Origin of the sequence: Acidovorax sp. SRB_14 (assembly GCF_012932145.1) — a bacterium.
In the GTDB taxonomy this organism is placed as follows: domain Bacteria; phylum Pseudomonadota; class Gammaproteobacteria; order Burkholderiales; family Burkholderiaceae_C; genus Simplicispira.
Genome location: NZ_MWOK01000006.1, coordinates 91948 through 115574, shown reverse-complemented (window position 1 = coordinate 115574; position 23627 = coordinate 91948). Strand labels below are relative to the sequence as shown.

The 23627-nt window shown below is 67.8% G+C and carries 25 protein-coding genes and 1 pseudogene; 11 read left to right on the top strand and 15 right to left on the bottom strand.

Features of this window, described 5'->3' with window-relative positions:
• Window positions 1-479: 479 nt before the first annotated feature.
• A complete protein-coding gene (gene rpoN, locus B2J86_RS06900) occupies window positions 480-1997 on the top strand; it encodes an RNA polymerase factor sigma-54 (RefSeq protein ID WP_169169675.1) in 1518 nt (505 codons plus the stop codon).
• Between the two features lie 338 nt (window positions 1998-2335).
• Here rpoN and B2J86_RS06895 read toward each other — a convergent pair whose 3' ends face one another.
• Entirely contained in the window at window positions 2336-3454 is a 1119-nt protein-coding gene (locus B2J86_RS06895) for a hypothetical protein (protein ID WP_169169674.1), read from the bottom strand.
• A 178-nt stretch (window positions 3455-3632) separates the two neighbouring features.
• Between B2J86_RS06895 and B2J86_RS18095 the strand changes: the two are divergent.
• Window positions 3633-3956 (top strand): annotated as a pseudogene (locus tag B2J86_RS18095) (plasmid stabilization protein); the annotation flags it as partial.
• Between the two features lie 146 nt (window positions 3957-4102).
• Here the strand turns inward: B2J86_RS18095 and B2J86_RS06890 are convergent.
• The 9 genes from B2J86_RS06890 to cyoA form a co-directional block, all read right to left on the bottom strand.
• A complete protein-coding gene (locus tag B2J86_RS06890) occupies window positions 4103-4549 on the bottom strand; it encodes a cysteine hydrolase family protein (RefSeq protein WP_173025036.1) in 447 nt (148 codons plus the stop codon).
• 120 nt (window positions 4550-4669) lie between these two features.
• Window positions 4670-5113: a KGG domain-containing protein gene (locus B2J86_RS06885; RefSeq protein WP_169169682.1), complete on the bottom strand. Its 444-nt coding sequence runs from the start codon at window positions 5111-5113 to the stop codon at window positions 4670-4672.
• A 287-nt stretch (window positions 5114-5400) separates the two neighbouring features.
• Complete coding sequence (locus B2J86_RS06880) at window positions 5401-5937, bottom strand: response regulator transcription factor (RefSeq protein WP_169169672.1); 537 nt, start codon at window positions 5935-5937, stop codon at window positions 5401-5403.
• Window positions 5927-7273: an ATP-binding protein gene (locus B2J86_RS06875; RefSeq protein ID WP_173025035.1), complete on the bottom strand. Its 1347-nt coding sequence runs from the start codon at window positions 7271-7273 to the stop codon at window positions 5927-5929. The genes B2J86_RS06880 and B2J86_RS06875 overlap by 11 nt, the downstream gene beginning before the upstream one ends.
• A 10-nt stretch (window positions 7274-7283) precedes the next feature.
• Window positions 7284-8093, bottom strand: a complete 810-nt coding sequence (locus B2J86_RS06870; protein ID WP_371736234.1) for an SURF1 family protein — start codon at window positions 8091-8093, stop codon at window positions 7284-7286.
• A gap of 2 nt (window positions 8094-8095) precedes the next feature.
• Window positions 8096-8494 (bottom strand): cytochrome o ubiquinol oxidase subunit IV, encoded by a 399-nt coding sequence (gene cyoD / locus B2J86_RS06865; RefSeq protein WP_169169669.1) that lies wholly within the window; start codon window positions 8492-8494, stop codon window positions 8096-8098.
• A complete protein-coding gene (gene cyoC / locus B2J86_RS06860) occupies window positions 8491-9132 on the bottom strand; it encodes a cytochrome o ubiquinol oxidase subunit III (protein WP_173025034.1) in 642 nt (213 codons plus the stop codon). Before cyoC ends, cyoD begins: the two co-directional genes overlap by 4 nt.
• Window positions 9125-11128 (bottom strand): cytochrome o ubiquinol oxidase subunit I, encoded by a 2004-nt coding sequence (gene cyoB, locus B2J86_RS06855; RefSeq protein WP_173025033.1) that lies wholly within the window; start codon window positions 11126-11128, stop codon window positions 9125-9127. The genes cyoC and cyoB overlap by 8 nt, the downstream gene beginning before the upstream one ends.
• Before the next feature lie 72 nt (window positions 11129-11200).
• On the bottom strand, window positions 11201-12271 hold the full coding sequence (gene cyoA, locus B2J86_RS06850) for a ubiquinol oxidase subunit II (RefSeq protein WP_169169681.1): 1071 nt from the start codon (window positions 12269-12271) through the stop codon (window positions 11201-11203).
• Window positions 12272-12427: 156 nt separating this feature from the next.
• Here cyoA and B2J86_RS06845 point away from each other — a divergent pair, with 156 nt between their 5' ends.
• Window positions 12428-13759, top strand: coding sequence for an MFS transporter (locus B2J86_RS06845; RefSeq protein ID WP_169169666.1), 1332 nt, complete (start codon window positions 12428-12430; stop codon window positions 13757-13759).
• A gap of 33 nt (window positions 13760-13792) precedes the next feature.
• Here the strand turns inward: B2J86_RS06845 and B2J86_RS06840 are convergent, their stop codons facing one another.
• The 4 genes from B2J86_RS06840 to B2J86_RS06825 all read right to left on the bottom strand — a co-directional run bounded on the left by B2J86_RS06840 (window position 13793) and on the right by B2J86_RS06825 (window position 16132).
• A complete protein-coding gene (locus B2J86_RS06840) occupies window positions 13793-14800 on the bottom strand; it encodes an NAD(P)H-dependent glycerol-3-phosphate dehydrogenase (protein ID WP_173025032.1) in 1008 nt (335 codons plus the stop codon).
• Window positions 14801-14852: 52 nt separating this feature from the next.
• Entirely contained in the window at window positions 14853-15311 is a 459-nt protein-coding gene (secB, locus tag B2J86_RS06835) for a protein-export chaperone SecB (protein WP_169169664.1), read from the bottom strand.
• A gap of 116 nt (window positions 15312-15427) precedes the next feature.
• A complete protein-coding gene (grxC, locus tag B2J86_RS06830) occupies window positions 15428-15688 on the bottom strand; it encodes a glutaredoxin 3 (protein WP_169634724.1) in 261 nt (86 codons plus the stop codon).
• Window positions 15689-15724: 36 nt separating this feature from the next.
• Window positions 15725-16132, bottom strand: a complete 408-nt coding sequence (locus tag B2J86_RS06825) for a rhodanese-like domain-containing protein (protein ID WP_169169662.1) — start codon at window positions 16130-16132, stop codon at window positions 15725-15727.
• Window positions 16133-16203: 71 nt separating this feature from the next.
• Between B2J86_RS06825 and gpmA the strand changes: the two genes are divergently transcribed.
• The 4 genes from gpmA to B2J86_RS06805 all read left to right on the top strand — a co-directional run bounded on the left by gpmA (window position 16204) and on the right by B2J86_RS06805 (window position 19888).
• Window positions 16204-16947, top strand: coding sequence for a 2,3-diphosphoglycerate-dependent phosphoglycerate mutase (gene gpmA / locus B2J86_RS06820; RefSeq protein WP_173025031.1), 744 nt, complete (start codon window positions 16204-16206; stop codon window positions 16945-16947).
• A 127-nt stretch (window positions 16948-17074) separates the two neighbouring features.
• Window positions 17075-18514, top strand: a complete 1440-nt coding sequence (locus B2J86_RS06815) for a S41 family peptidase (RefSeq protein WP_169634722.1) — start codon at window positions 17075-17077, stop codon at window positions 18512-18514.
• A 123-nt stretch (window positions 18515-18637) separates the two neighbouring features.
• Window positions 18638-19390, top strand: a complete 753-nt coding sequence (locus B2J86_RS06810; protein ID WP_169169659.1) for a HesA/MoeB/ThiF family protein — start codon at window positions 18638-18640, stop codon at window positions 19388-19390.
• A 111-nt stretch (window positions 19391-19501) separates the two neighbouring features.
• Window positions 19502-19888 carry a response regulator gene (locus B2J86_RS06805; RefSeq protein ID WP_173025030.1) on the top strand — a complete coding sequence of 129 codons (387 nt, stop codon included), beginning with the start codon at window positions 19502-19504 and terminating at the stop codon, window positions 19886-19888.
• A gap of 85 nt (window positions 19889-19973) precedes the next feature.
• Here the strand turns inward: B2J86_RS06805 and B2J86_RS06800 are convergent, their stop codons facing one another.
• The gene (locus tag B2J86_RS06800; protein WP_169169657.1) at window positions 19974-20606 is read right to left on the bottom strand and encodes a response regulator transcription factor; all 633 of its coding nucleotides are present in this window, start codon (window positions 20604-20606) and stop codon (window positions 19974-19976) included.
• Window positions 20607-20744: 138 nt separating this feature from the next.
• Between B2J86_RS06800 and B2J86_RS06795 the strand changes: the two genes are divergently transcribed.
• The 4 genes from B2J86_RS06795 (at window position 20745) to B2J86_RS06780 (ending at window position 23558) form a co-directional block, all read left to right on the top strand.
• Complete coding sequence (locus B2J86_RS06795) at window positions 20745-22106, top strand: CHASE3 domain-containing protein (protein WP_169169656.1); 1362 nt, start codon at window positions 20745-20747, stop codon at window positions 22104-22106.
• A 193-nt stretch (window positions 22107-22299) separates the two neighbouring features.
• The gene (locus tag B2J86_RS06790) at window positions 22300-22464 is read left to right on the top strand and encodes a DUF1328 domain-containing protein (protein WP_169169655.1); all 165 of its coding nucleotides are present in this window, start codon (window positions 22300-22302) and stop codon (window positions 22462-22464) included.
• Between the two features lie 52 nt (window positions 22465-22516).
• Entirely contained in the window at window positions 22517-22951 is a 435-nt protein-coding gene (locus B2J86_RS06785) for a hypothetical protein (RefSeq protein WP_206041913.1), read from the top strand.
• Window positions 22952-23006: 55 nt separating this feature from the next.
• A complete protein-coding gene (locus tag B2J86_RS06780) occupies window positions 23007-23558 on the top strand; it encodes a bacterioferritin (protein ID WP_169169654.1) in 552 nt (183 codons plus the stop codon).
• Window positions 23559-23627 lie beyond the last annotated feature (69 nt).

Genomic DNA, 23627 nt, shown 5'->3' with positions numbered 1-23627 from the left:
TGGGTGCGGCGCCACGCGCATCGGTGCGAAACCGCCGGCGGCACCGGTGCCTGGGGTCGGCAGATCCAGGCCTGGGATTCAACGCCGATGGGCCACGCCCTGCGCATCCGCTGGCGCAGAGTTTGCCGCAATAGTTACCTGAGAGCACCCGATGGCATGGGCCGCCGGTGGCCACCGGGCACCGGCCCAGTCAAGCCCAGGTGGGCGGCCGGCTCCCCCTGCGTCCGGGGTGGGCCCGCCAAGCCACCGCGTGGCATGCACCTTGCAGTGCGAACAGGTGGTGCCGCACCGCCTCCCCGCCTTCGGGCCCTCTCGGTGGGGGGGCAGACCTTCCTCTCCGCGCGGACCAAGGACCGGGGGCCGGGGCAGATGCTTCGGCAAACGCGGGGCCGGCGCAGTGGACCGGCCCCGGCGAAGCGCCCATGGCGTGGCAGAGAGCGGTGCCGTCCTGTTTGTCTTATGCCTGGAGTTCCTGTCCCATGCCTGTGCTTGCCCTTCAGTTCCAGCATGCCCAGCAGCACACCATGTCGCCACGGCTGCAAAGAGCGGTGGCCCTGCTGCAAATGTCCACGGCCGAGTTCAACCAAGCCATTTCATCGACCCTCGCAGACAACCCGTTCCTGGAAGCCGAGGAGCACGGCGCGCCGCCGCCTGCGCCGAGCACCGCAGGAGCTGCCAGCGCGGCAGACGCTGCGGCCGCGGAGGCGGCCCTCGGCGCCGGCGGGCCCACGGATGCCGACCCCGGTTCCGCCGATGCACGCGGCCCGTCCGAGTCCCCCGGTGACACCGCGGACGAAGCCTGGGCCGGCGCGCCCGACACCGCACCGTGGGAGGCCGCCACCCTGTCCGATGCCGGCGGCGAGCGCCAGAGCGCAGCGCCTTTCGACCCGATGGACGCTGTGGCCATGGGCACCACGCTGCACGAGCACCTGCAGGCCCAGCTGCGCCTGATGCGGCTGCCCGACCGCAGCTTCGTGCTGGCCTGCCTGGTGGCGCAGGAACTGCAGGACGACGGTTACCTGCGCTGCGACCTGCGCGAACTGGCCGCGACCGCCGACCTGGCGCCGTGCGCCACCGCAGAGGAACTCGAAACGGCGCTGGCGTGCGTGCAAAGCCTGGAGCCCGCGGGCGTGGGCGCGCGCGATCTGGCCGAATGCCTGGCGCTGCAGCTCGGAGCCGTGCCCTGCGCGCGCGCGCGCGCCCTGTGTGCTCGGCTGCTGGAGCACGTGCACCGCACCGGTACGCTGGGCGATGCGCGCCAGGTGGCGCGCACCCTGCGCTGCACCGCCGAGGCCGCGCACGACGCGCTGCAGGGCCTGCGCCGGCTCGACCCGCACCCGGGCTGGCAGGTGGGCGGTCCCCCGACGCGCTACATCACGCCCGATGTGATCGTGCGGCGCACGCGCAGCGGCTGGACGGCGATGCTCAACGACGCGGTGGTGCCGAAGGTCCATGTCAACACCACCTATGCCACCCTGCTGCAGAAGAGCCCGCGCGGTGCCTGCAGCGAATTGACCGCGCAGCTCAATGAGGCGCGCTGGACGGTGCGGCACGTGGCGCAGCGCTTCTCCACCATCCTGCAGGTGGCGCAGTCGATCCTGCGGCGCCAGCAGCCGTTTTTCGACCATGGACCCATGGCGATGCGGCCGCTGGGCCTGCGCGAGGTGGCCGATGAACTGGGCGTGCACATCTCCACCGTCTCGCGCGTCACGCACCAGAAATACATGGCCACGCCCTCGGGCACGTTCGAGCTCAAGCACTTCTTCTCGCGTGCGCTGTCCTCCGAAACAGGCGCCGGGTACTCGCCCACTGCCATCCGCGGTCTGGTGCAGGAGATGATCGCCAGCGAATCCGCGCTGCAGCGCCTCTCGGACGTGGCCATCGCGCAGCAGCTGCAGCGCCAGGGCATCGACGTGGCGCGCCGCACCGTGACCAAATACCGCCAGCAGCTGGGCCTGCCGCCGGCCGAGCAGCGCGCTGCGGGCCCTCCGCACTGAAGGCCCCCGCGGGCTGCCCCTTCAGCCCCCGCCTGCTATCCGCGTCTGTCGCGAGATCCGATCCACCGGGTTCGAGCGAGGGACCGTTTGGCCTGTCTACCAGTCTGGCCGAGATGGCGCCCAGGGCAACATCGGCGCGATCACCCCAGCGGCCGCAAAAAACCGCAAGGCGATCCAAACCCCCTTCCTCTGCCGCGATTCGCTCTCTTTTCCATAGCTTCATGCGCTTGCCAGTTCAGCGACAGAGCCGTTTTCAGCCAAAAAAAGGCCGCACCCCAAGGCACGGCCCTGTCGCCCGACCGCACGCCGGCCCGCCGGCGCACGCGGGGGCATTCCCGTTATTTATGGCGGCTGCTGCTCGAGCCGGAGGAGGAGCTGTCGCTGCCCGTGCCGGAAGAGCCGCTGCTGCCGCTGCTGCCCGAACCGCTGCTTCCCGTAGCTCCGCTGCTGCCCGTGCTGCTGGCGGAACCCGCCGTGCCCTGGGAGCCCGAACTGCCGCTGCCCGAAGCCGTGCCATGCTGGCCGGGTGAGCCTGCCCCGGAAGCGCTGGTGTGGCCGCCCGAGGAAGTCGAGGTGCTGCCGCCGCTTTGCGAGCCGCTGCTCCCCTGGTCCTGCCCCTGGCCGCTGCGGCGGCCGCTGCGCCATTTGCCGAACTCATCGGAGAACTTGCTGTAACGCTCTTGGCGCCAGGCGTCGTAGTCCTCGTCGAGCTGGCGCAGCTGGTCGTTGCGCCACTGGTGGTAGTCGTGGTCGTGGTGCATGCCGCCCTGGCCACCGCCTTGCTGCGGGCCATAGCTGCCCTGCGAGCCTCCACCGTAGCCGCCTTGCGAACCGCCGTAGCCGCCCTGGTGCGAGGCACCGCCATAGCCGCCCTGGTGCGAACCGTAGCCGCCCTGCGCGCCGCCGTATCCCCCCTGGCCCTGGTACGAGGAGCCGCCGCCCTGCTGGGAACCCCAGTGGCCGCCTTGCGAGCCGCCGTAGCCCTGGGTCGAGTTACCGCCGTAGTTGCGGCTTTGGCCGCCCTCGATGCCGTAGTCCATCTCACCGGTCAGGTCATGGCGCATGCCCTGCGAGCCCTGGCCCGACTGCTGGCCGCCCTGGCCGTAGGAGCTGCCGCCGTAGCCGCCATAGCCACCGCTCGAACCCTGTCCATACGACGCGCCACCGCCGTATCCACCTTGCTGGCCCTGGCCGCCATAGCCACCCTGTTGGCTCTGGCCACCGCCGTAGCCGCCTTGGTGCCCTTGACCGCCGTAGCCGCCTTGCTGGCTCTGGCCGCCGTAGCTGCCTTGCTGGCTTTGGCCACCCTGGTAGCCCTGCGAGCCGCCGCCCTGGCGGCTGTCATCGCGCATGCCGTAATTGGCGTACTCGCCCGTATTGCCCTGTCCCGGGTTGCCCTGCTGGGAACCGCGATCGTCGTTGCCCCGGCTCTGATCCTGATAGTTACGCGATTGCATGGAAGATCCTTTCAGTAAAACGAGTTCGGCAGCCATCTGCCGCAAGTGGCATAGCCAGCGGCTGCCGTTGGGGGCAGCCGCCGGTGTGCACGGTGTCTCTTCGGCAATCGGTGTGCCCGGCCAAGCAGGCACAGCTTTTGCTCCCGTCCATGGTGTCTCCACCAACCCGGGAGCTTTCATGCCTAAAAGCCAATGGAGCGCCAAGCGCGAACGCCAGTACGAACACATCAAAGGCAGCGAGCTCAAGGAAGGCAAGTCTGCCCCGGTGGCCGAGGAGATTGCCGCCCGCACCGTCAACAAAGTGCGCGCGCAAAAGGGGGAAGCGCGCGCGAGCAGCCGCACCTCGACCGACGATCTCTCGCCCAGCCGGCGCGGTGGCCTGCGCTCGCACAGCGGCGCGCGCGGCCGCACGCGCGCACAGCTGTACGAAGAGGCACGCCAGCGCGGCATTGCCGGGCGCTCGAACATGACCAAAAGCCAGCTGGAGGCCGCGCTCAAGCGCTTAAGCGCGCCTGTGCGGCCGGCCCCGTTGGCCTGCTCCGGGGGGCACGGTCGCACTATTTGCCGCAAAAGATGCCAGGCCCATGCAACGCCTCCCCTGCGGTGGGTGGCATGGCCGCAAGGCTTCCCGTGGGCTGCGCCTCCCGATCAGCCCCCGGCTTTTTTGCGCCGCACGCTGTCGAATGGATGGCGCCCGCGCGAGCGGGCCGCATTTGAGCGTGTGCGCCATGTGCTGCAGCGCCCGATGCGCCTGTGCGGTTGCGGCGGCCACGCAGTCGCCGGCACCCCCACGGCATCACCGCGCATGAACGCATCGACCGCCATGAAATGCACGCACATGTCGGCCGCCAGGCCCACGAGGACGATCTTTTCCCCGCCGATCTCGCGCAGCAGCATGTCCAGCGGCGTGGCAAAAAAGGCCGAATGGCGGGGCTTGAGCACCGTCAGATCGCCCGTGCCCGGCGCCAGCCAACCCTCGGCCCCCTCGAAGTCCAGCGGGGGATGAAATCGAGCAGCAGCAGCGCCACGCGGCTCGAAGGCGGGGCAGGGCACGGCGCGCGAGGACGGCAAGGAAGGCCGCTTGCTTTCGGGCATGGCGGTCGGCGCGCATGCGCAAAAAAGGCAGAAAGAACTGCGCCCTGCCTTCGGAACCGAAGCAGGGCGCAAAGGCGATGCGTGCGCTTCTATCGCACCATCGGCCGATCGGCGCGGGGGTCAGCGGTCATTCTTGTGGCTCTGGCGCCCGGCTGCGGCATGCTGTTCGCTGGTGCCGCCCCGGGTGCTCGAACCCGATCCCCCCGACCCCGCGGTCTGCCCGCCGCCGCTGCCGGAGCGGTTGCCACTGCCGGAGTCGCTGCCGCTGCCGGAGGACCGGCTGCCCGACGAGCCTCCTTCGCTGGAAGAGCCGGAGCCGCCATGGCTCTTTTTGCCCGCTTCGCGGGCCTCTTGAGAGGTGAATTCATGGGCGTTGCCGCTCTGGTGGGCGGCACGGCCTCCTTCTGCAGCAATCTCACGCTGCTGTTGAGGGTCCATTGCAGCAAAACCGCGATGGGAAGAATCGCTGCCCCCTTGACTGCCGCTGCCGCTGCTGCGACCGCCACTGCCGCCTTGGTTGCCGCCCTGGTTGCCTTGATTTCCGCCTTGGTTGGTCGAAGCCATGGTGATCTCCTGTGCAAAGTGAATACATAACGTAGTGATGCGCTGAAAGGATTTCAGTTCGCACAGCAGGGCGGCAAACAGCGTGCCCGCAAACGGCCGGGGCGCCTCCGTCCGGGCCGGAAAAGGCGGCGCCGGCACGCCCGCGGGCAAGGCTTGCAACAAGGCTTACCGGCGGCCATGCCGGGCTGCACCGGCCCTCCAAAAATTTCGGGCGTTTTGGGGCTTTGGCGCTTATGGGACAAGCGCATGAAGCTCCTGTTTCAGGAGCACAAAACCCTGTGCGCGCGCTACTTGACCTGCTGCTTTTCGAGCTTGCGCGCCAGCGTGCGCCGGTGCATGCCCAGGCGCCGCGCGGTCTCGGAGATGTTGAAGCCTGTCTCGGCCAGCACCTCGTGGATGCGCTCCCACTCCAGCGTCTTGATGGAGGAGGAGCGGTTGGTCAGCTCGACCTCGGTGCGGCCCTCGGCGCGGCCGAAGGCCGCCTCGATGTCGTCGGTGTTCGAGGGCTTGGCCAGGTAATGGCAGGCCCCCAGCTTGATGGCCTCGACCGCGGTGGCGATGCTGGCGAAGCCGGTGAGCACGACGATCAGCATGTCGGCGCTGTGCGCGTGCAGCGCCTGCACGCAGGCCAGGCCCGAGGCGTCGCCGTGGAGCTTGAGATCGACCACCGCGTAGCCCGGCGAATGCGTGCGCAGCAGCGCCAGCGCCTCGCCCTGGCTGCTGGCCAGCAGCACGCGGTAGCCGCGCCGCTCGAACGAGCGGCCGAGCGTGCGCGCAAAGGCCGCGTCGTCCTCGACCACCAGCAGCAATCGTTCAGTCGGCATGGGCAGCGTCCTCCAGGGTCACGGCCGACAGCGGCAGCCGAAGGGTCACGCTGGCACCGCCGCCGGGGCGATTGCAGGCGCTCACCGTGCCGCCCAGCGTGCGCGCCACGTTCACCGCCAGGAACAGGCCCAGGCCCGCGCCGGGGCGGCCCTTGGTGGACTGGTAGGGCGTGCCGAAGTTCGCCAGCATGCCGGGGGCGAAGCCCGGTCCCGTGTCGGTCACGGTGAGCACGAGCATGCCGTCCTCGCGCGTGGCGTCCAGGTGCATGCCGGCGGGCGAGGCCTCCAGGGCGTTGTCGAGCACGTTGCAGATCATCTGCTGCACCGCCGAGTCCGAGACCATGGGCAGATCGGGGCCGATGCGGTTGGTATAGGCCAGCGCCGCCGACGAGCGTGTGGCGCGCCACATCTGCACCAGGCCGTCGAGAAACGCGTGCAGCGTGGTCCCCGCAGACGATTCGCCGCGCGCCTCGCCGGCCGACAGCAGGATGCCGCTGAGGATGGTCTTGCAGCGCTGCAGCTCGTGCTCCATCTCGGCGATTTCCTGCAGCAGCTCGGGCTGCTGGGCAAAGGCCGGCATGCGCCGCCAGTCGCCCAGGATCACCGCCAGCGTGGCCAGCGGCGTGCCCAGCTCGTGCGCGGCGCCCGAGGCCAGCAGGCCCATGCGCACGATGTGCTCGTGCTCGGCGGCGCGCTGGCGCAGGCTGGCCAGGCGTGCGTCGCGCAGGCGCAGGTTGCGGCTGATGCGGGTGATGAAGACCCCGACCAGCGCCGCATTGAGCACGAAACAGACCAGAAAGCCCTGCATCTGCGGGCTCGCCAGCCCCGCCTCCAGCCCCTGGGCGAACACCAGCGGCGGGCTGACCGCGGCCAGCGCGACAAAACAGGCCGTGGTGATGGCCACCATCGCCCACACCGTCCAGCCGCTGAGCAGCACCGCGCCCAGCGTCACCTGCAACAGATACAGGAAAGAAAACGGGTTGGTGGCGCCGCCGCTGAGGTGCAGCAGCGCGGTGAGCATGAGCACATCGACCAGCAGCGCAAAGAACAGCTCGCCATTGGCGACGCGGCGGCCCCGGCGCCAGCGCAGCATGCTGGCCGCATTGAACAGCACCAGGCAGGCGATCACGGTCCCGATCTGCGGCAGCGGCAGCGGCACGCCAAAGGTGTAGCGCGCTACCTCGATGGTGAGGATCTGCCCGACCACGGCGAACCAGCGCAGCTGGATCAGCTGCTGCATGTTCTTAAAGCCCGTGGCATCGCCGCGCTCGGCGCTGCGCGCGGCGGCACTGGGCGGCGGGAGCGCAGCGGCGGCGGGCGTCAGGCGGGCGGGCATCGGCACATTTTCAGCCGGCGGGCGGCGCCCTGCGCGCGCTGTGGCCTCTCGCGCGCCCGTGCCCGCCGCGCAGCGCGTGCCAGGTGCCGGCGGCGACCATCAGCGCCAGCGCATACCAGGTGAGCGCGTACGCCAAGTGGTGGTCGGTGAACTGCACCACGGTGAGTCCCCCAATCGGCGCTGCAGCGCCGGCCTGCGGCGGGGCCGCATCGGCATCGACGAAAAACGGCGCCACCGGCCCCAGGCCGCGCGCGGCGGCGATGGCCTGCACATCGCGCGAATACCAGCGCCCGTTCTGCGGATCGTTGCGGCGCAGAAAGCCGCCGCCGGGCTCGCTCAGGCGCAGCAGCCCGGTCACGCTGACAGGGGCCTGCGGGTCGGCCACGGGGCGCGTGGCGGGGTCGCGCAGCGCGGGTGGCACGAAGCCGCGGTTGACCAGCACGGTGCCGTCGGTGGCGCGCAGCGGGGTCAGCACCCAGAAGCCCGGGCCGTGCACCGTGACCGCCTGCACCAGCACCTCGTGCGCATGCAGGAACATGCCGCTCAGGCGCACATGGCGGTAGGCGTCGTCGGCCGCGTTCACCTGCGGCCATTGGTCCGGGCCGGGGGCGGCCACCGCGGGCGCATGCACGCGCTCTTCGACGCGCGCGACGAGTTCATGCTTCCAGCCGCGCCGCTGCACCTGCCAACTGCCCAGCGCCACGAAGCCAAGGAACAGCGCCAAGGCACACAGCGCCACCAGCGCCCGCACCCAGGGCGGGCGTGGCAGCGCGTCGCCCGGCAGGGCCGGGGACGGCGTGGCGGCGGGCTGGCGTGTCACGGTCAGGGCATGCTGCCCATGTCGTGCACGCCCATTGGCATCATGTTGGTGTTGAGGTGGTACATGACCCAGAGCGAGCCGCTCAGCGTGATGACCACGAGCATCAGCGTGAAGACCAAGGCCAGCATGGTCCAGCCGCCTTCGGAGCGCGTGTTCATGTGCAAGAAGTACACCATGTGCACAACGATCTGCACGGCCGCAAAGCCCAGCACCACGAGGGCGGTCACGTTGGAGTTCTGGAACACCTTGCCCATCACGAGCCAGAACGGGATGGCCGTGAGGAGGACGGCCAGCACGAAGCCCGTGGCGTAGCCCTTGAACGTGCTCTGGCTCGCGCCATCATGGTCATCATGGTCATCGTGCGGGTGCTGCACGGCGTAAGGATTGGCATTCGCGCTCATGGCAGCACTCCCATCAGGTAAACGAAGGTGAAAACGCCAATCCAGACCACGTCCAGAAAGTGCCAGAACATCGACAGGCACATCAGGCGGCGCCGGTTCTCCAGGCCCAGGCCGTGGCGCGACACCTGGAACATCAGCGTGATGAGCCAGACGATCCCGAAGGTCACGTGCAGGCCGTGCGTGCCCACGAGCGTGAAGAACGACGACAGGAAAGCGCTGCGCTGCGGCGTCGCGCCCAGGTGCAGCAGGTGGGCGAACTCGTACAGTTCCAGGCCGATGAAGGCCGCGCCCAGCAGCCCGGTGATGCCGAGCCAGACCAGCACGGCACGCTGGTTCCGCTTCTGCATCTCCAGCATGGCAAAGCCATAGGTGATGGAGGACAGCAGCAGCATCGCGGTGTTGAGCGCGACCAGCGGCAGATCGAACAGGTCGGCGCCCGAAGGGCCGGCCGCATAGCTGCGGCCCAGCACGCCATGCACCGCGAACAGGCAGGCGAAGATGAGGCAGTCGCTCATCAGATAGAGCCAGAACCCGAGCAGCGTGCCGTTTTGCGGGTGGTGCTCGGTCGTTTCGTAGAAACGCGGCGTGGCGGACGCCCCCGGGGCGCCGGCGGTCAGGGAAGCGGTGTGGTTATGCATGGCGGGCCAGGAGGCGGGTGCGTGCGTCTTCGGTGCGGCGCACTTCGTCGGCGGGGATGTGGTAGTCGCGCTGGTAGTTGAACGAATGGAAGATGGCGGCGCCGATGACGGCGGCGAACGACACCGCCGCCAGCGCCCACATGTGCCAGATCAGCGCAAAGCCGCAGACCGTGCAGAGGGCGGCAATCACCACGCCGGCGGCCGTGTTCTTGGGCATGTGGATGGGGATGAAGCCGTCCACGGGGCGCACATAACCGCGCTTTTTCATGTCCCACCAGGCGTCGCTGTCGTGCACCACGGGGGTGAAGGCGAAGTTGTAGTCCGGCGGCGGCGAGGCCGTCGACCATTCGAGCGTGCGCCCACCCCAGGGGTCGCCTGTCTCGTCGCGCAGCGTGTCGCGGCGCAGGTAGCTGACGATGAACTGGATGATCATCGAGGCGATGCCCAGCGCGATCAGCACGGCGCCGAAGGCGGCGATCTGAAACCAGATCTGCAGCGACGGGTCTTCGAAGTGGCTCAGGCGGCGCGTCACGCCCATGAAGCCGAGCAAGTACAGCGGCATGAAGGCCAGGTAGAAGCCCACCAGCCAGAACCAGAACGAGCACTTGCCCCAGAACGGGTCGAGCTTGTAGCCGAAGGCCTTGGGAAACCAGTAGGTGATGCCGGCGAACAGGCCGAACAGCACGCCGCCGATGATGACGTTGTGGAAGTGCGCGATCAGGAACAGGCTGTTGTGCAGCACGAAGTCGGCCGGTGGCACGGCCAGCAGCACGCCGGTCATGCCGCCGATCACGAAGGTGACCATGAAGCCGATGGTCCACATCATGGGCAGGTCAAAGGTGATGCGGCCGCGGTACATGGTGAACAGCCAGTTGAAGATCTTCGCCCCCGTGGGGATCGAGATGATCATGGTGGTGATGCCGAAGAACGAGTTGACGCTCGCCCCCGATCCCATGGTGAAGAAATGGTGCAGCCACACCAGGTACGACAGCACCGTGATGGCCACCGTGGCGTAGACCATCGACGCGTAGCCGAACAGGCGCTTCTTGCTGTAGGTGGCGACGATTTCGGAGAACACGCCGAACAGCGGCAGGATCAGGATGTAGACCTCGGGGTGGCCCCAGATCCAGATCAGGTTCACGTACATCATGGCGTTGCCGCCAAACTCGGTGGTGAAGAAGTTGGTGCCGACGTAGCGGTCCATCGACAGCAGGCCGAGCACGGCGGTGAGCACCGGGAAGGCGGCGACGATCAGCACGTTGGTGCACAGCGCGGTCCAGGTAAAGACGGGCATTTGCATCATCTTCATGCCGGGCGCGCGCATCTTGACGATGGTGGCCAGCAGGTTGATGCCCGAGAGCAGCGTGCCCACCCCCGCCAGCTGCAGTGACCAGATGTAGTAGTCCACCCCCACGTCCGGGCTCTGCGCGAGCCCCGAGAGCGGCGGATAGGCCAGCCAGCCGGTGCGCGCGAACTCGCCCACGAACAGCGAGGCCATCACCAGAACGGCACCGCTGGCGGTCATCCAGAAACTGAAGTTGTTGAGGAAGGGGAAGGCCACGTCGCGTGCGCCGATCTGCAACGGCACGAGGTAGTTCATGAGCCCGGTGACCAGTGGCATCGCGACGAAGAAGATCATGATCACGCCGTGCGCGGTGAAGATCTGGTCGTAGTGGTGCGGCGGCAGGTAGCCCAGCTGGTCGCCAAAGGCCATGGCCTGCTGCAGCCGCATCATGAGCGCGTCGGCAAAGCCGCGCAGCAGCATCACCAGGCCCAGCACGCAGTACATGATGCCGATCTTCTTGTGGTCGATACTGGTGAACCAGTCGCGCCAGAGCGTGCCCCAGACCTTGAAATAGGTCAGGGCGCCGACCAGCGCCAGGCCGCCCAGGACGGTGGCCACAAACGTCGCCAGCAGGATGGGGTCGTGGAGCGGTATCGCCTCCCAGGTGAGGCGGCCAAAGAGGAGCTGCGTGAAGTGAAGGTTGTCGAGCATCAGGGGACCGGCAGGCCGGAAGGGGCGCTGCCGTGAGGGTTTGCGGTGTAGGAAAAGTCCGGGGTGCCGGTGTCAGAGCGTCTGGGCGGGTGCCGTACCCAGCGCGCCCAGCGGGTCCTGCACGGTGCACATGGCGCCCACATACTGGCGCTCGGGCTGGCCGTCCAGGCCCAGGCGCTCGCGCGTGGCCGCGTCCAGCGAAGCCACGTTGTCCGTGCCGGGCAGGCCCAGGCCGCCCTGCGCATCGATCGCCATCATGTCGTTCATGCACATCTTGTTGGGCTCGACGCAGCGGTTGAGGATGGCCTCGTAGAGGCCGGGCGCGACCGTGGCATAGCGCTGCACGGGGTGGCGCTCGCTGGGTTTTTCCAGCTGCAGGTAGGTGGCGCGGCTGAGTTCGCCACCGCCCGCCTTGACGCGCTGCACCCACTGCGCAAAACCGTCTTCGTCGAGGCCATGGAACTTGAAGTGCATGCCCGAGAAGCCCGCGCCGCTGTAGTTGGCCGACATGCCACTGAATTCGCCGGGCTTGTTGATCACCGCGTGCAGCTGGGTCTGCATTCCCGGCATGGCATAGATCTGGCCGGCCAGCGCGGGGATGAAGAACGAGTTCATCACGCTGGACGCGGTGATCTTGAACTGGATCGGCCGGTCCACGGGCGCCGCGACCTCGTTGACCAGCGCAATGCCCTGCTCGGGGTAGAGGAACAGCCACTTCCAATCGAGCGCGACCACCTCGACCACCAGCGGCTTGGCGTCGGCGGGCACGGCGCGCTGCGCGTCCAGGCGCTCGATCGGGCGGTAGGGGTCGAGCTTGTGGGTGCTGGTCCAGGTGATGGCGCCCAGTACGATGATGATGAGCAGCGGCACGGTCCAGATCACCAGCTCCAGCTGGGTGGAATGGTGCCAGTCGGGGTCGTAGTCGTCGCGCGGCGTGGCCTGGCGGTAGCGCCAGGCAAACACGAACGTGAGCACGATCACCGGGACGATGACCAGCAGCATCAGCCCCGTGGCGATGTAGATGAGGTTGCGTTGCTGGACCGCGATGTCGCCCGAAGGGCTGAGCAGCACGGCATTGCAGCCTGCCAGCAGGGCGATGGCGGGCAGCAGAAGCAGCCCGCGGAGGGTCTTGAAGGAAGGCATGCCGGGAAATGTGTTGATCGAGATCAGGGAAGGCGCAGAATCTACGTGCATCCAGGCCCTTTGCCCATTGGACGTTTTGTCCCAGGGGGCTTTTTTCAACGACCTGCAACCGGTACATGCCCGCTTGACGCAGCATTTCAAAAGGGAGTAAGCGCCATGACAGCCCTCAGTCACCCGTCCACTGCCGGCATTCCGCCCGCGCCGCGCCGCCGCGGCGCGCAGACGGGCCACAGCGCCATCGCGCCCAGCGAGATCGCCGTCGGCGTCATCATTGGCCGGGCCTCGGAGTACTTCGACTTTTTCGTCTTCGGCATCGCCTCGGTGCTGGTGTTTCCCGCGGTGTTCTTCCCCATGCAGGCGCCGCTGGCCGGCGCGCTCTGGGCCTTCGCCGTGTTTGCGCTGGCCTTCATCGCGCGCCCCGTGGGCACCGTGGCCTTCATGGCCATCCAGCGCCGCTTTGGGCGCGGCGCCAAGCTCTCGGGCGCGCTGTTCCTGCTGGGCGTGTCCACCGCCGGCATGGCCTTCCTGCCCGGCTACGCCAGCCTGGGGCCTGCCGCCATCGTGCTGCTGGCGCTGCTGCGGATCGGCCAGGGCCTGGCATTGGGCGGCTCGTGGGACGGCCTGCCCTCGCTGCTCGCACTCAATGCGCCGGCGCACCGGCGCGGCTGGTACGCCATGGTGCCGCAGCTGGGCGCGCCGGTCGGCTTCATCGTGGCCAGCGGCCTGTTCCTGTACCTCCACGCCAGCCTCTCGCAGGCCGACTTTCTGGCCTGGGGCTGGCGCTATCCGTTTTACGTGGCGTTTGCGATCAATGTGGTGGCGCTGTTCGCGCGGCTGCGGCTGGTGCTGACCGCGGGCTACCAGCGCCTGATCGAGGAGCGCCATCTGGTGCCCGCGCCCGTGGCGGAGCTGGTGCGCGCGCGCGCCGGCAACCTGCTCATCGGCGCGTTTGCGGCGCTGGCCAGCTATGCGCTGTTCCACCTGGTGACGGTGTTCCCACTGTCATGGATCAGCTTGCATGCGGGCCAGCCGGTCACCGAGGTGCTGGCCGTGCAGATCGCCGGCGCGGCCATTGCCATCCCCTGCATCGTCGCCTCCGGGCTGCTGGCCGACCGCATCGGCCGGCGCAGCACGCTGGGGCTGCTGGCGGGCCTGATCGGCGTGTTTGCGCTGTTCGCGCCCACGCTGCTGCAGGGCGGGCGCTGGGGACAGGATGCATTCATCCTGGTCGGTTTTGCGCTGCTCGGCCTGTCCTATGGGCAGGCGGCGGGCGCCGTGTCGGCCAACTTCGAGGCACGCTTTCGCTATACGGGCGCAGCCCTGACCTCGGACCTGGCCTGGCTGCTCGGCGCCGCGTTCGCGCCGCTGGTGGTGCTGGGCCTGTCGTCGTGGCTCGGGCTCGCGGCGGTCAGCGGCTACCTGCTCTCGGGCGTGGCCTGCACGCTGGCAGCGCTGCACATCAACCGCACGCGCGAATTGCGCGGCTGAACCCCGGGCCCGCACGCGGGCCCGCGTGCACACTTAAGCGCCCTCGCCCTTGGGTCCGCGCTCCATCAGCGCCGCCACCGCGTCGGCCGGCTGCATGCGGCCATCGAGCAGGGCCACCACGGCCTCGCTGATCGGCATGTCCACGCCCAGGTGGCGCGCACGCTGCACCACGGTGCGGGCGCTGTACACCCCTTCGGCCACATGGCCCAGCGATGCCACCGCCTGCGGCAGCGTCTGGCCCTGCGCCAGCAGCAGGCCCACGCGGCGGTTGCGCGAGAGGTCGCCCGTGGCCGTCAGCACCAAGTCGCCCAGGCCCGACAGGCCCATGAAGGTGTCGGCGCGCGCGCCCAGGGCCAGGCCCAGGCGCGTCATCTCGGCCAGGCCGCGCGTGATCAGCGCGGCGCGCGCATTCAGGCCCAGGTGCAGGCCGTCGCACAGACCGGTGGCGATCGAGAGCACATTCTTGACGGCGCCGCCCACTTCCACGCCCACGATGTCGTCGTTGGCGTAGACGCGCACGCTGGGGCTGTGAAAGGCGTGCACCAGGGCGTCGCGCACGCGTTGATGCGCACTGGCGGCGACGAGCGCGGTCGGCTGGCCGCGCGCGACCTCGAGCGCGAAGCTCGGGCCGCTGAGCACGCCAGCGATCAGATCAGGCGCTGCCCGCGCGCGCACCTCATGGGCCATCAGCCCAAAAGACCCGGGGTCGGCAGCGGCCTCGAAGCCCTTGCACAGCCAGGCCACGGGCACGGGGCAGCCGCGCAACTGCACCAGCATGGCGCGCAGCGCGGCCATCGGCGTGGCAACGATCACCAGGTCGGCCGCGGCGGCCAGCGCCGCCACGTCGCCACCGGCCAGCACCAGTGGGGACGGCAATGCGATGTCCGGCAGGTAGCGCGCATTGCAGCGTGCGGCGCGCATGTCCGCCAGCTGCTGCGCGTCGCGCGCCCACAGCGTGACCGCATGGCCCGCCGGATGGACCGTGGCGCTGATGGCCATGGCCGTGCCCCAGGCACCGGCCCCAATCACTACTATTTTCATAGCTGCTCGCGCTTGACCAGCAAGCGCTGGAGGCCAAAAAGACTGGAAATGCTTATTGCGCCAGGGTCGCGGGCGCTTCGCCGGCGGCCTGCGCCTGTTGCTGCTCGTACATGGCCTGGAAGTTGATTTCGGCCAGGTGCACGGGCGGGAAGCCGGCGCGGTTGACGATGTCGGCCACGTTGCCGCGCAGGTACGGGTAGACGATCTGCGGGCAGGCGATGCCCATGATGGGGCCCATCTGGTCTTCGGGGATGTTGCGGATCTCGAAGATGCCGGCCTGCTTGGCTTCGACCAGGAACACGGTCTTGTCCTTGATCTTGGTCTGCACGGTGGCCGTCACGGCCACTTCATAGATGCCTTCGGCCACGGGCGTGGCTTCCACGCCGAGCTGGATGTCCACGCTGGGCTGCTCTTGCTCGAGCAGGATGCCGGGCGAATTGGGCTGTTCGAGCGACATGTCCTTGAGGTAGACGCGCTGGATCTGGAACACGGGGGTTTCTTCGGTGGCCATGGTGAAAGTCTTTCAGCCCAAACAGGGTGTTGCAAAACAAAGCCCGCTACGGAGGCGACCCCGCAGCGGGCACATGGGGCAGCATTATGCAGCGCAGGCCCGGGCCGCCGCGGCGATCAGGCCGCGCCCAGCAGGGGCTGCAGACCGCCGCGCGCGTCGAGCGCGACCAGGTCGTCGTGGCCGCCCACATGGGTGGCGCCAATGAAGATCTGCGGCACCGTGCGCCGGCCGGTGACTTCCATCATGTGGTTGCGCGCGCCCGCGTCGGTGTCGATGCGGATCTCTTCGATCTGCTCGACCCCCTTGGACTTGAGAAACTGCTTGGCACGGATGCAGTAGGGGCAGACACCGGTGGTGTACATCTTCACGGCTTGCATGGGATCTCCTTTGCTTTCTCTGGGGGTGGGGGCGTTTCAGGCCTTTTCAACCGGCATCCCCGCAGCCTGCCAGGCCTTGATGCCGCCGGCCAGTGCCTGGGCGTTGGCGTAGCCGAGCTTTTGCGCCACGGCCACGGCGCGCTGGGCGCGCACGCCGCTGGCGCACACCAGCACCAGCGGAATCGCCTTGTTCTTGGCGACGGCCGGCAGGCGCTGCTCGAGGTCGGCCAGGGGCACGTTCTTCGCGCCCACCACATGGCCGGCGGCGTATTCGTCGGCGCCGCACACGTCGATCACCACGGCCCTTTCGCGGTTGATGAGCTGCACGGCCATGGCGGCCGAGAGCCCGCCGCTGGCCGCGCCCTTGAGCACCGGCACCACCAGCAGGGCACCCGAGACGAGCGCAAGAAGAATCAAATACCAGTTGTCGACGATGAAGTTCACGTTATTCCTTGGGTTGGCAAACCAGACAATTTTAGAATGGGTGGTTTTGACCCGCTTGCCCAAGGGAAACCATGCACAAACTCGTTCTGATCCGCCACGGCGAATCCACCTGGAACCTTGAAAACCGCTTCACCGGCTGGACCGATGTCGACCTGACCCCTACCGGCGTGTCGCAGGCCATGTCGGCCGGCAAGCTGCTCAAGGCCGAGGGCTACGAGTTCGACCTGGCCTACACCAGCGTGCTCAAGCGCGCCATCCACACGCTGTGGTACTGCCTCGACGAAATGGACCGCACCTGGCTGCCGGTGCACAAGAGCTGGCGCCTCAACGAGCGCCACTACGGCGCGCTGCAAGGCCTGAACAAGGCGGAGACCGCGCAGAAATACGGCAATGAGCAGGTGCTGGTCTGGCGCCGCAGCTACGACACGCCGCCGCCGCCCCTGGACGCCGCCGACCCGCGCAGCGAACGCAGCGACCCGCGCTACGCCGGCCTCTCGTCCGAGGACGTGCCCCTGAGCGAGTGCCTGCAGGACACGGTGGCGCGCGTGCTGCCGTTCTGGAACCACACCATGGCCCCCGCCATCCGCTCGGGCCAGCGCGTGGTCGTGGCCGCGCACGGCAACTCGATCCGCGCGCTGGTCAAGTACCTCGACAACATCTCGGACGACGCCATCGTCGGCGTGAACATTCCCAACGGAATTCCACTGGTTTACGAACTCGACGACGAACTGAAGCCGCTGCGCCACTACTATCTGGGGGATGCCGAAGCGGCCGAGCGCGCCGCCGCCGCAGTGGCGTCGCAAGCAAAGGCGTAAAGTGGCGAGAAGCAGCTGGCCGGCGGCGTGAAGCCCCGGCCGGCGGCACAAAAACGGAGGCCCGTGCGGAACTGCAGTGGGCCGCACCTTTCCAAGGTGTATCCAATGAATCGGTGAAAGGTGTTGTATGGGCCACAAACTGAAAATCGCAGGCTGGGTCTCCGCCGGGGTACTGGCCGGCGCCATGACCACCGTGTCCTTGCAGACCGTGGCGCGCGGAGCGATGGCGCCGCTGCCGCTGGAAGAGATCCAGCAGTTGTCGGCCGTGTTCGGCCTGGTCAAGACCGACTATGTCGAGCCCGTGGACGACAAGAAGCTGATCACCGATGCCATCACCGGCATGGTGGCCAGCCTGGACCCGCATTCGCAGTATTTCGACAAGAAGTCGTTTTCCGAATTCCGCGAGGGAACGAGCGGCCGCTTCGTCGGCGTCGGCATCGAGATCACCCAGGAGGACGGCCTCATCAAGATCGTCTCGCCCATCGAGGGCTCGCCCGCGTTCCGCGCCGGGCTCAAGACCAACGACCTGATCACCAAGATCGACGACACCGCGGTCAAGGGCCTGTCGCTGAGCGACGCCGTCAAGAAGATGCGCGGCGAACCGAACACCAAGGTCATGCTGACCATCCTGCGCAAGGAGGAAAGCCGCAGCTTCCCCGTGACCATCACGCGCGAAGAGATCAAGACGCAATCGGTCAAGGGCAAGATCATCGAGCCCGGTTACGGCTGGATCCGCCTGTCGCAGTTCCAGGAGCGCACCGTGGACGACTTCGTGCGCAAGGTGGAGGAGCTCTACAAGGCCGACCCGCACCTCAAGGGGCTGGTGCTGGACCTGCGCAACGACCCGGGCGGCCTGCTCGATGCGGCCGTGGCCGTGTCTGCCGCCTTCCTGCCCGAAGACGTCACCGTGGTCTCCACCAATGGCCAGCTCGCCGAAAGCAAGGCCACCTACAAGGCCGCGCCCGAGTTCTATGCGCGCCGCGGCAGCGGAGACCCGCTCAAGCGCCTGCCCGCCGCGCTCAAGAAGGTGCCGCTGGTGGTGCTGGTCAACGAAGGCTCGGCCTCGGCCAGCGAGATCGTGGCCGGCGCGCTGCAAGACCACAAGCGCGCGACCATCCTGGGCAGCCAGACCTTTGGCAAGGGCTCGGTGCAGACCGTGCGCCCGCTCGGGCCCGACACCGGCATCAAGCTGACGACGGCGCGCTACTACACGCCCAGCGGCAAGTCGATCCAGGCCAAGGGCATCGTGCCCGACGTGATGATCGACGAGACCGAGGAAGGCAGCCCGTTTGCCATCCTGCGCATGCGCGAGGCCGACCTCGAAAAGCACCTGGTCAGCGGCCAGGGCGAGGAACAGAAAGACGCCGTGCGCGAGAAGGCCCGCGAGGAAGCCCGCAAGCGGCTCGAAGAAGAGTCCAAGAAGCCGGTGGCCGAGCGCAAGATGCCCGAATTCGGCACCGACAAGGACTTCCAGCTCGCCCAGGCGCTGAACCAACTCAAGGGCCGTCCGGTCCTGGTCAGCAAGACGCAGACCGAGCGCAAGGAAGAGCCCAAGGAAATCCAGTAAGACCTGTCGGCCGCGGCCACCCGCCCAGGCTCGTGCGCCCAAGGGCCGGACTCCAGCAGGGGCCCGGCCTTTCGTTTTGATGTCCCTCTCAGATGCTCCCGGCACCCGCGTGCCCGCAACGCCATGAACGACCACCAGCTGCTGCGCTATTCGCGCCATATCCTGCTCGACGAGATCGGCATCGAAGGGCAGGAGCGCATCCTCGGCGCGCACGCGCTGATCATTGGCGCTGGCGGTCTGGGGTCGCCGGCGGCGCTCTACCTGGGCTCGGCCGGTGTGGGCCAGATCACGGTGGTGGACGACGACACGGTCGACCTGACCAACCTGCAGCGCCAGATCGCGCACACCACGGCGCGCGTCGGCGAACCCAAGGTGGCGTCCCTGTCACAGGCCGTGCAGGCGATCAATCCCGAAGTGCGCGTCACCTGCATCCAGCAACGCGCCGATGCCGCGCTGCTCGACCGCCTGGCGGCGCAGGCCACCGTGGTGCTGGATTGCACCGACAACTACGCCACGCGCCATGCCATCAACGCCGCCTGCGTGCGCCAGGGCAAGCCGCTGGTGGTGGGCGCCGCGATCCGCTTTGACGGGCAAATCACCGTGGTCGACCCGCGCGTGGCCGATGCGCCCTGCTACGCCTGCATCTTCGCGCCCGATGCCGAGTTCGAGGAAGTGCAGTGCTCCACCATGGGCGTGCTGGCGCCGCTGGTGGGCATCATCGGTGCCATGCAGGCGGCCGAAGCGCTCAAGCTGCTGGCGGGCGCCGGGCCGTCGCTGGCGGGCCGCCTGTTGATGCTGGATGCCCGCACCATGGAGTGGAGCGCACTGCAGGCACGCCGCAACCGGGCCTGTCCCGTCTGTGCGCACGCGGGGTAAGAACCAGCCTACAAGAGAGGCGTGCCATCGCTGGCACAATCCGGGCCCAAACGCACCTACATTGACTGCATGGTCATCGCTTCCTGCCTCGACCCAGCAACGGACCCGACAGTGAAACTCAAGACATACATCGTTGAAGACAACGCCACCATCCGCGAGAACCTGATCGGGACGCTGGAAGAACTGGCCGCCGTGGAGTCTGTCGGGGTCGCTGAGACCGAGCACGAAGGCACCTCGTGGCTCACCCAGCATGCCGCACAGTGGGACTTGGCCATCGTGGACCTGTTCCTGCGCCAGGGCAGCGGCCTGGGCGTGCTGGCCGCGTGCCGGGCACGGCAGCCCCACCAGCGCGTCGTGGTGCTGAGCAACTACGCGACACCCGACGTGCGCATGCGCTGCGCGCAACTGGGTGTGGATGCGGTGTTCGACAAGTCCAATGAAATCGACGCTTTGGTCGACTATTGCATCGAGCAAGGCAGCGTATCGCAGCGCGTGTGAACGCCGCCTGGGCGCCAGTTCCGCGCCACCTTTGCGTGGCGGGCCGGCCACGCCTTGCGGTGTGGCCGCCGCTAGGCAGGTCCCGTCAGTCGATCAGGCGATTCTTGAGCGCGTAATAGGTCAGGTCGCTGTTCGAGGCCAGGCCCATTTTTTCCATCAGGCGCGTGCGGTAGGTGCTCACGGTCTTCACGCTCAGCGACAGCGTCTTGGCGATGTCGCCCGCGGTTTCGCCTTTGGCGAGTTTCAGAAACACCTGGAATTCGCGCTCGGAGAGCTGTTCGTGCGGTGGCGCGTCGTCCTTGCGGTTGAGTTGCTGGGCCAGCAACTGCGCCACAGCGGGCGTGATGTAGCGGCGCCCCAGTGCAATGGTGCGGATAGCCTCGACGATCTCCTTGGGCTCGCACTCCTTGTTCAGGTAGCCGCTGGCGCCCTGGCGGATCAGGTTCATCGCGTAATGCTCTTCGGGGTAGCCGCTCAGGATGAGGATGCCCATGTCGGGCGCCTTGGCCCGCAGCATGGCCAGGGCGTCGAGACCGGTCTGGCCCGGCATGGACAGGTCCATGATCAGCACATCGATTTCCGTGTTGCGCACCAGATCGATGGCTTCGCGACCGTTCGAGGCTTCGCCCGCAACGCGCAGGTCCACGTGCTCTGCCAGAAACTGCCGCAGTCCGGAGCGGACGATGGCGTGGTCATCCACAATACCGACTTTGATCATTGAGCTACTTTCCGGGGCAGCCACGCCGCCCGCACACATTCGATGGACATGGCGCCCACGGCAATGCGGACGACCAGACTTCGCTGCACAGCAGCAGTGCCATTATCCCGAAATCACCACCCCGCCCAGGAGAAGCCCATGCGCTGGTCCCAGTTACGCAAGATCGCCGTCAGCCTGCCGCTGGCGGTCCTTGCCGCGATCACCCTCGTGAGCATCAATGAAGCCGGGTACCAGCGCTCGCGCTACGCGCTGGAAGACATGGCGCACAGCCAGAGCACCCGCGCCTCGCTCAACAAATTGCTGCAGAGCATGCTGGACGCGGAGAGCGGGCACCGCGGCTACCTGCTCACCGGCGATGAGCGGTACCTGGAGCCCTACGAGCGCTCTGTCTCCACGGTCAATGCCAACCTGGACGAGTTGCGCAGCCTGTTCCACGATTCGCCCGCGGACATTGCGCAGTTTGCGCAGCTCTCGCGCCAGGTCTCGCGCAAGCTCTCCGAGATGGAGCTGAGCCTGCGCCTGCGCCGCCAGGGCAATGAGGACGCTTGGAAATTCGTCATGTCGACCGATGTAGGCAAGGAAAACATGGACGCCATCCGCACCCTGGCCCGCGACCTGATCGAGCGCAAGACCGATCGCATTGCCCAGAGCGAGCGCCAGGTGGAGCGCTCGCTGCTGCTGGCGCGCCTGGGCATCGCGGCCGTGACGGCCATCGGCCTGCTGGCGTTCTACATGTACCTGCGCCAGGCCACCGTGCTGCAGCGCGCCACCGAGCGCGAGCAGGAAATCCTGCGGGTCGAGCGCGCGCGGCTGGAGGGGCTGGTGCGCGACCGCACCGCCTCGCTGTCCGAACTCGCCGACCACCTGCAGCAGGTGCGCGAGGACGAGCGCGGCCATCTGGCGCGCGAGCTGCACGACGAGCTGGGCGCCCTGCTCACCGCGGCCAAGCTCGATGTGGCGCGGCTCAAATCCAAGATCGATGTGCAGGCCCCCGAGGTGTCCGAGCGCCTGCACCACCTGATCGAGACACTCAACAGCGGCATCGCGCTCAAGCGCCGCATCATCGAAGACCTGCGCCCCTCGTCGCTGGCCAACCTCGGACTGACTGCGGCCCTGGAAATCCTGACGCGCGAATATGCCGACCGCGCCGGCATCGACGTGCAGACCAGCCTGGAGACGGTGGAGTTGCCCGAAGCCACGCAGCTGACGGTGTACCGCATGGTGCAGGAGTCCCTGACCAACATCGGCAAATACGCCAATGCCAAGAAGGTGCTGGTCACCGTGCACAACTACCCCACCCATGTGGCAGTGCAGATACGCGACGACGGGGACGGCTTCGACCCCTCCGGCATCCGCCGCAACTCACACGGGCTCGTGGGCATGCGCCAGCGGGTCGAGGCCGCCGGCGGGCGCCTCACGGTGAGCTCGCAGCCGGGCCAGGGCACGCTCGTGTCCGCCATCCTGCCCACCAAGCCCGCACTGCCCGCCCAAACGGCCTGAGCAGCCTGCCGCCCACCACGGGACACTGTAAGACGCGGCCTACACAGTGGCCGCTACCGCACTGACAAGCGCAAACGCCGGGCGCCGGCACTGCGCGCACGCGCTGCCACCTACAGTGGACTTCAAGCGCACAACACCCTCTGCGAGTGCGCTCCACCTGTCGGCCCCGGCCGCAGCAACCAAGGAGCTGGACATGTTGCATTACGCAGTCGTTTTTCTGGTCATTGCATTGATCGCAGCCGTCTTCGGCTTTGGCGGCATTGCAGCGGGCGCCGTTGGCATTGCCAAGATCCTGTTTTTCGTCTTCGTGATCATGGCCATCGTGACTTTTGTCATCGGCCTCATCAAGCGCGGATGACGCGCTTGCGGACCCAACGCCCACCTTCCCACCCCCAGCCGAGGAAATTTCCATGAACTCCATCAACGACCCCAAGACCACCACCAGCTTCCCCGACTCCACCCAGAAAGCGGCCGATACGGTGCAAAAAGTGGCCGACACCGCGCGCCACATGGGCGAAGGCGCCATGCAGGGCGCCCAGCAAGCGGTCGATGCCACGCGCAATGTGGCCAACGCGTCGCTCGACAAGGCGGAAGCCGGCGTGCGCAAGCTCCGCGAAGGCGTGGATCCCGCCATTTCCGACCTGGCCGCCAAGGCGCAGGACCTGGCTGAGCGTGGCATCAATTACTGCGCGCACACCACGGCCCAGCTGCGCCAGCAGATGGACGAGTACGGTGAAATCACCACCCGCTACGTACGCCAGCAGCCGGGCAAATCGGTGCTCATGGCCGCCGCCGCCGGCGCCGCCTTGGCCATGGTCGCCATGTCGATGTCGCGCCGCCGCTGAGGCGATTTGCCCTCAAAGCACCGCCCCGCTTCTTCGCCACCGTACAAGGCCTGACATGACCCACGATCCCAACGCCACGGCGGGCTTCACGCTCGAACTGGACCAAGATGCACTCACCTTCGCTGGCACCTGCGAACAGGAAGAAGGGGCGGTAACGCCGGCCTCCAGCCCCTACCGCGATGCCATCGTGAAGTTGCTCAACGACGCCCTGGCCACCGAACTGGTGTGCGTGCTGCGCTACAAGCGGCACCACTTCACCGCGCACGGGCTGGCCTCACCGGCCATTGCGAGCGAACTGCTGGTGCATGCCAACGATGAAGCGGCCCACGCCGACCTGATTGCGCGGCGCATCGTGCAGCTGGGCGGCGAGCCGGACTTCAATCCCACCAGCCTGCTTGAGCGCAGCCATGCGCCCTACGACACCTCCGCCGACCTCCAGGCCATGCTGCGCTCCAACCTCGCGGCCGAGCGCGTTGCGGTGGAAGCCTACCGCCAGATGATTGCCCTGATTGGGGACAAAGACCCCACCACCAAACGCATGCTCGAGGGCATCCTCGCGGAAGAAGAAGAGCATGCCGACGAAATCAAGGATTGGCTGGCCCTCTGAGGGAGCGCTCGCCCCACCCACAGCAGGCCGGATCCGGGGGGTGCAACAGATCGGCCGGCTGCCATTGCC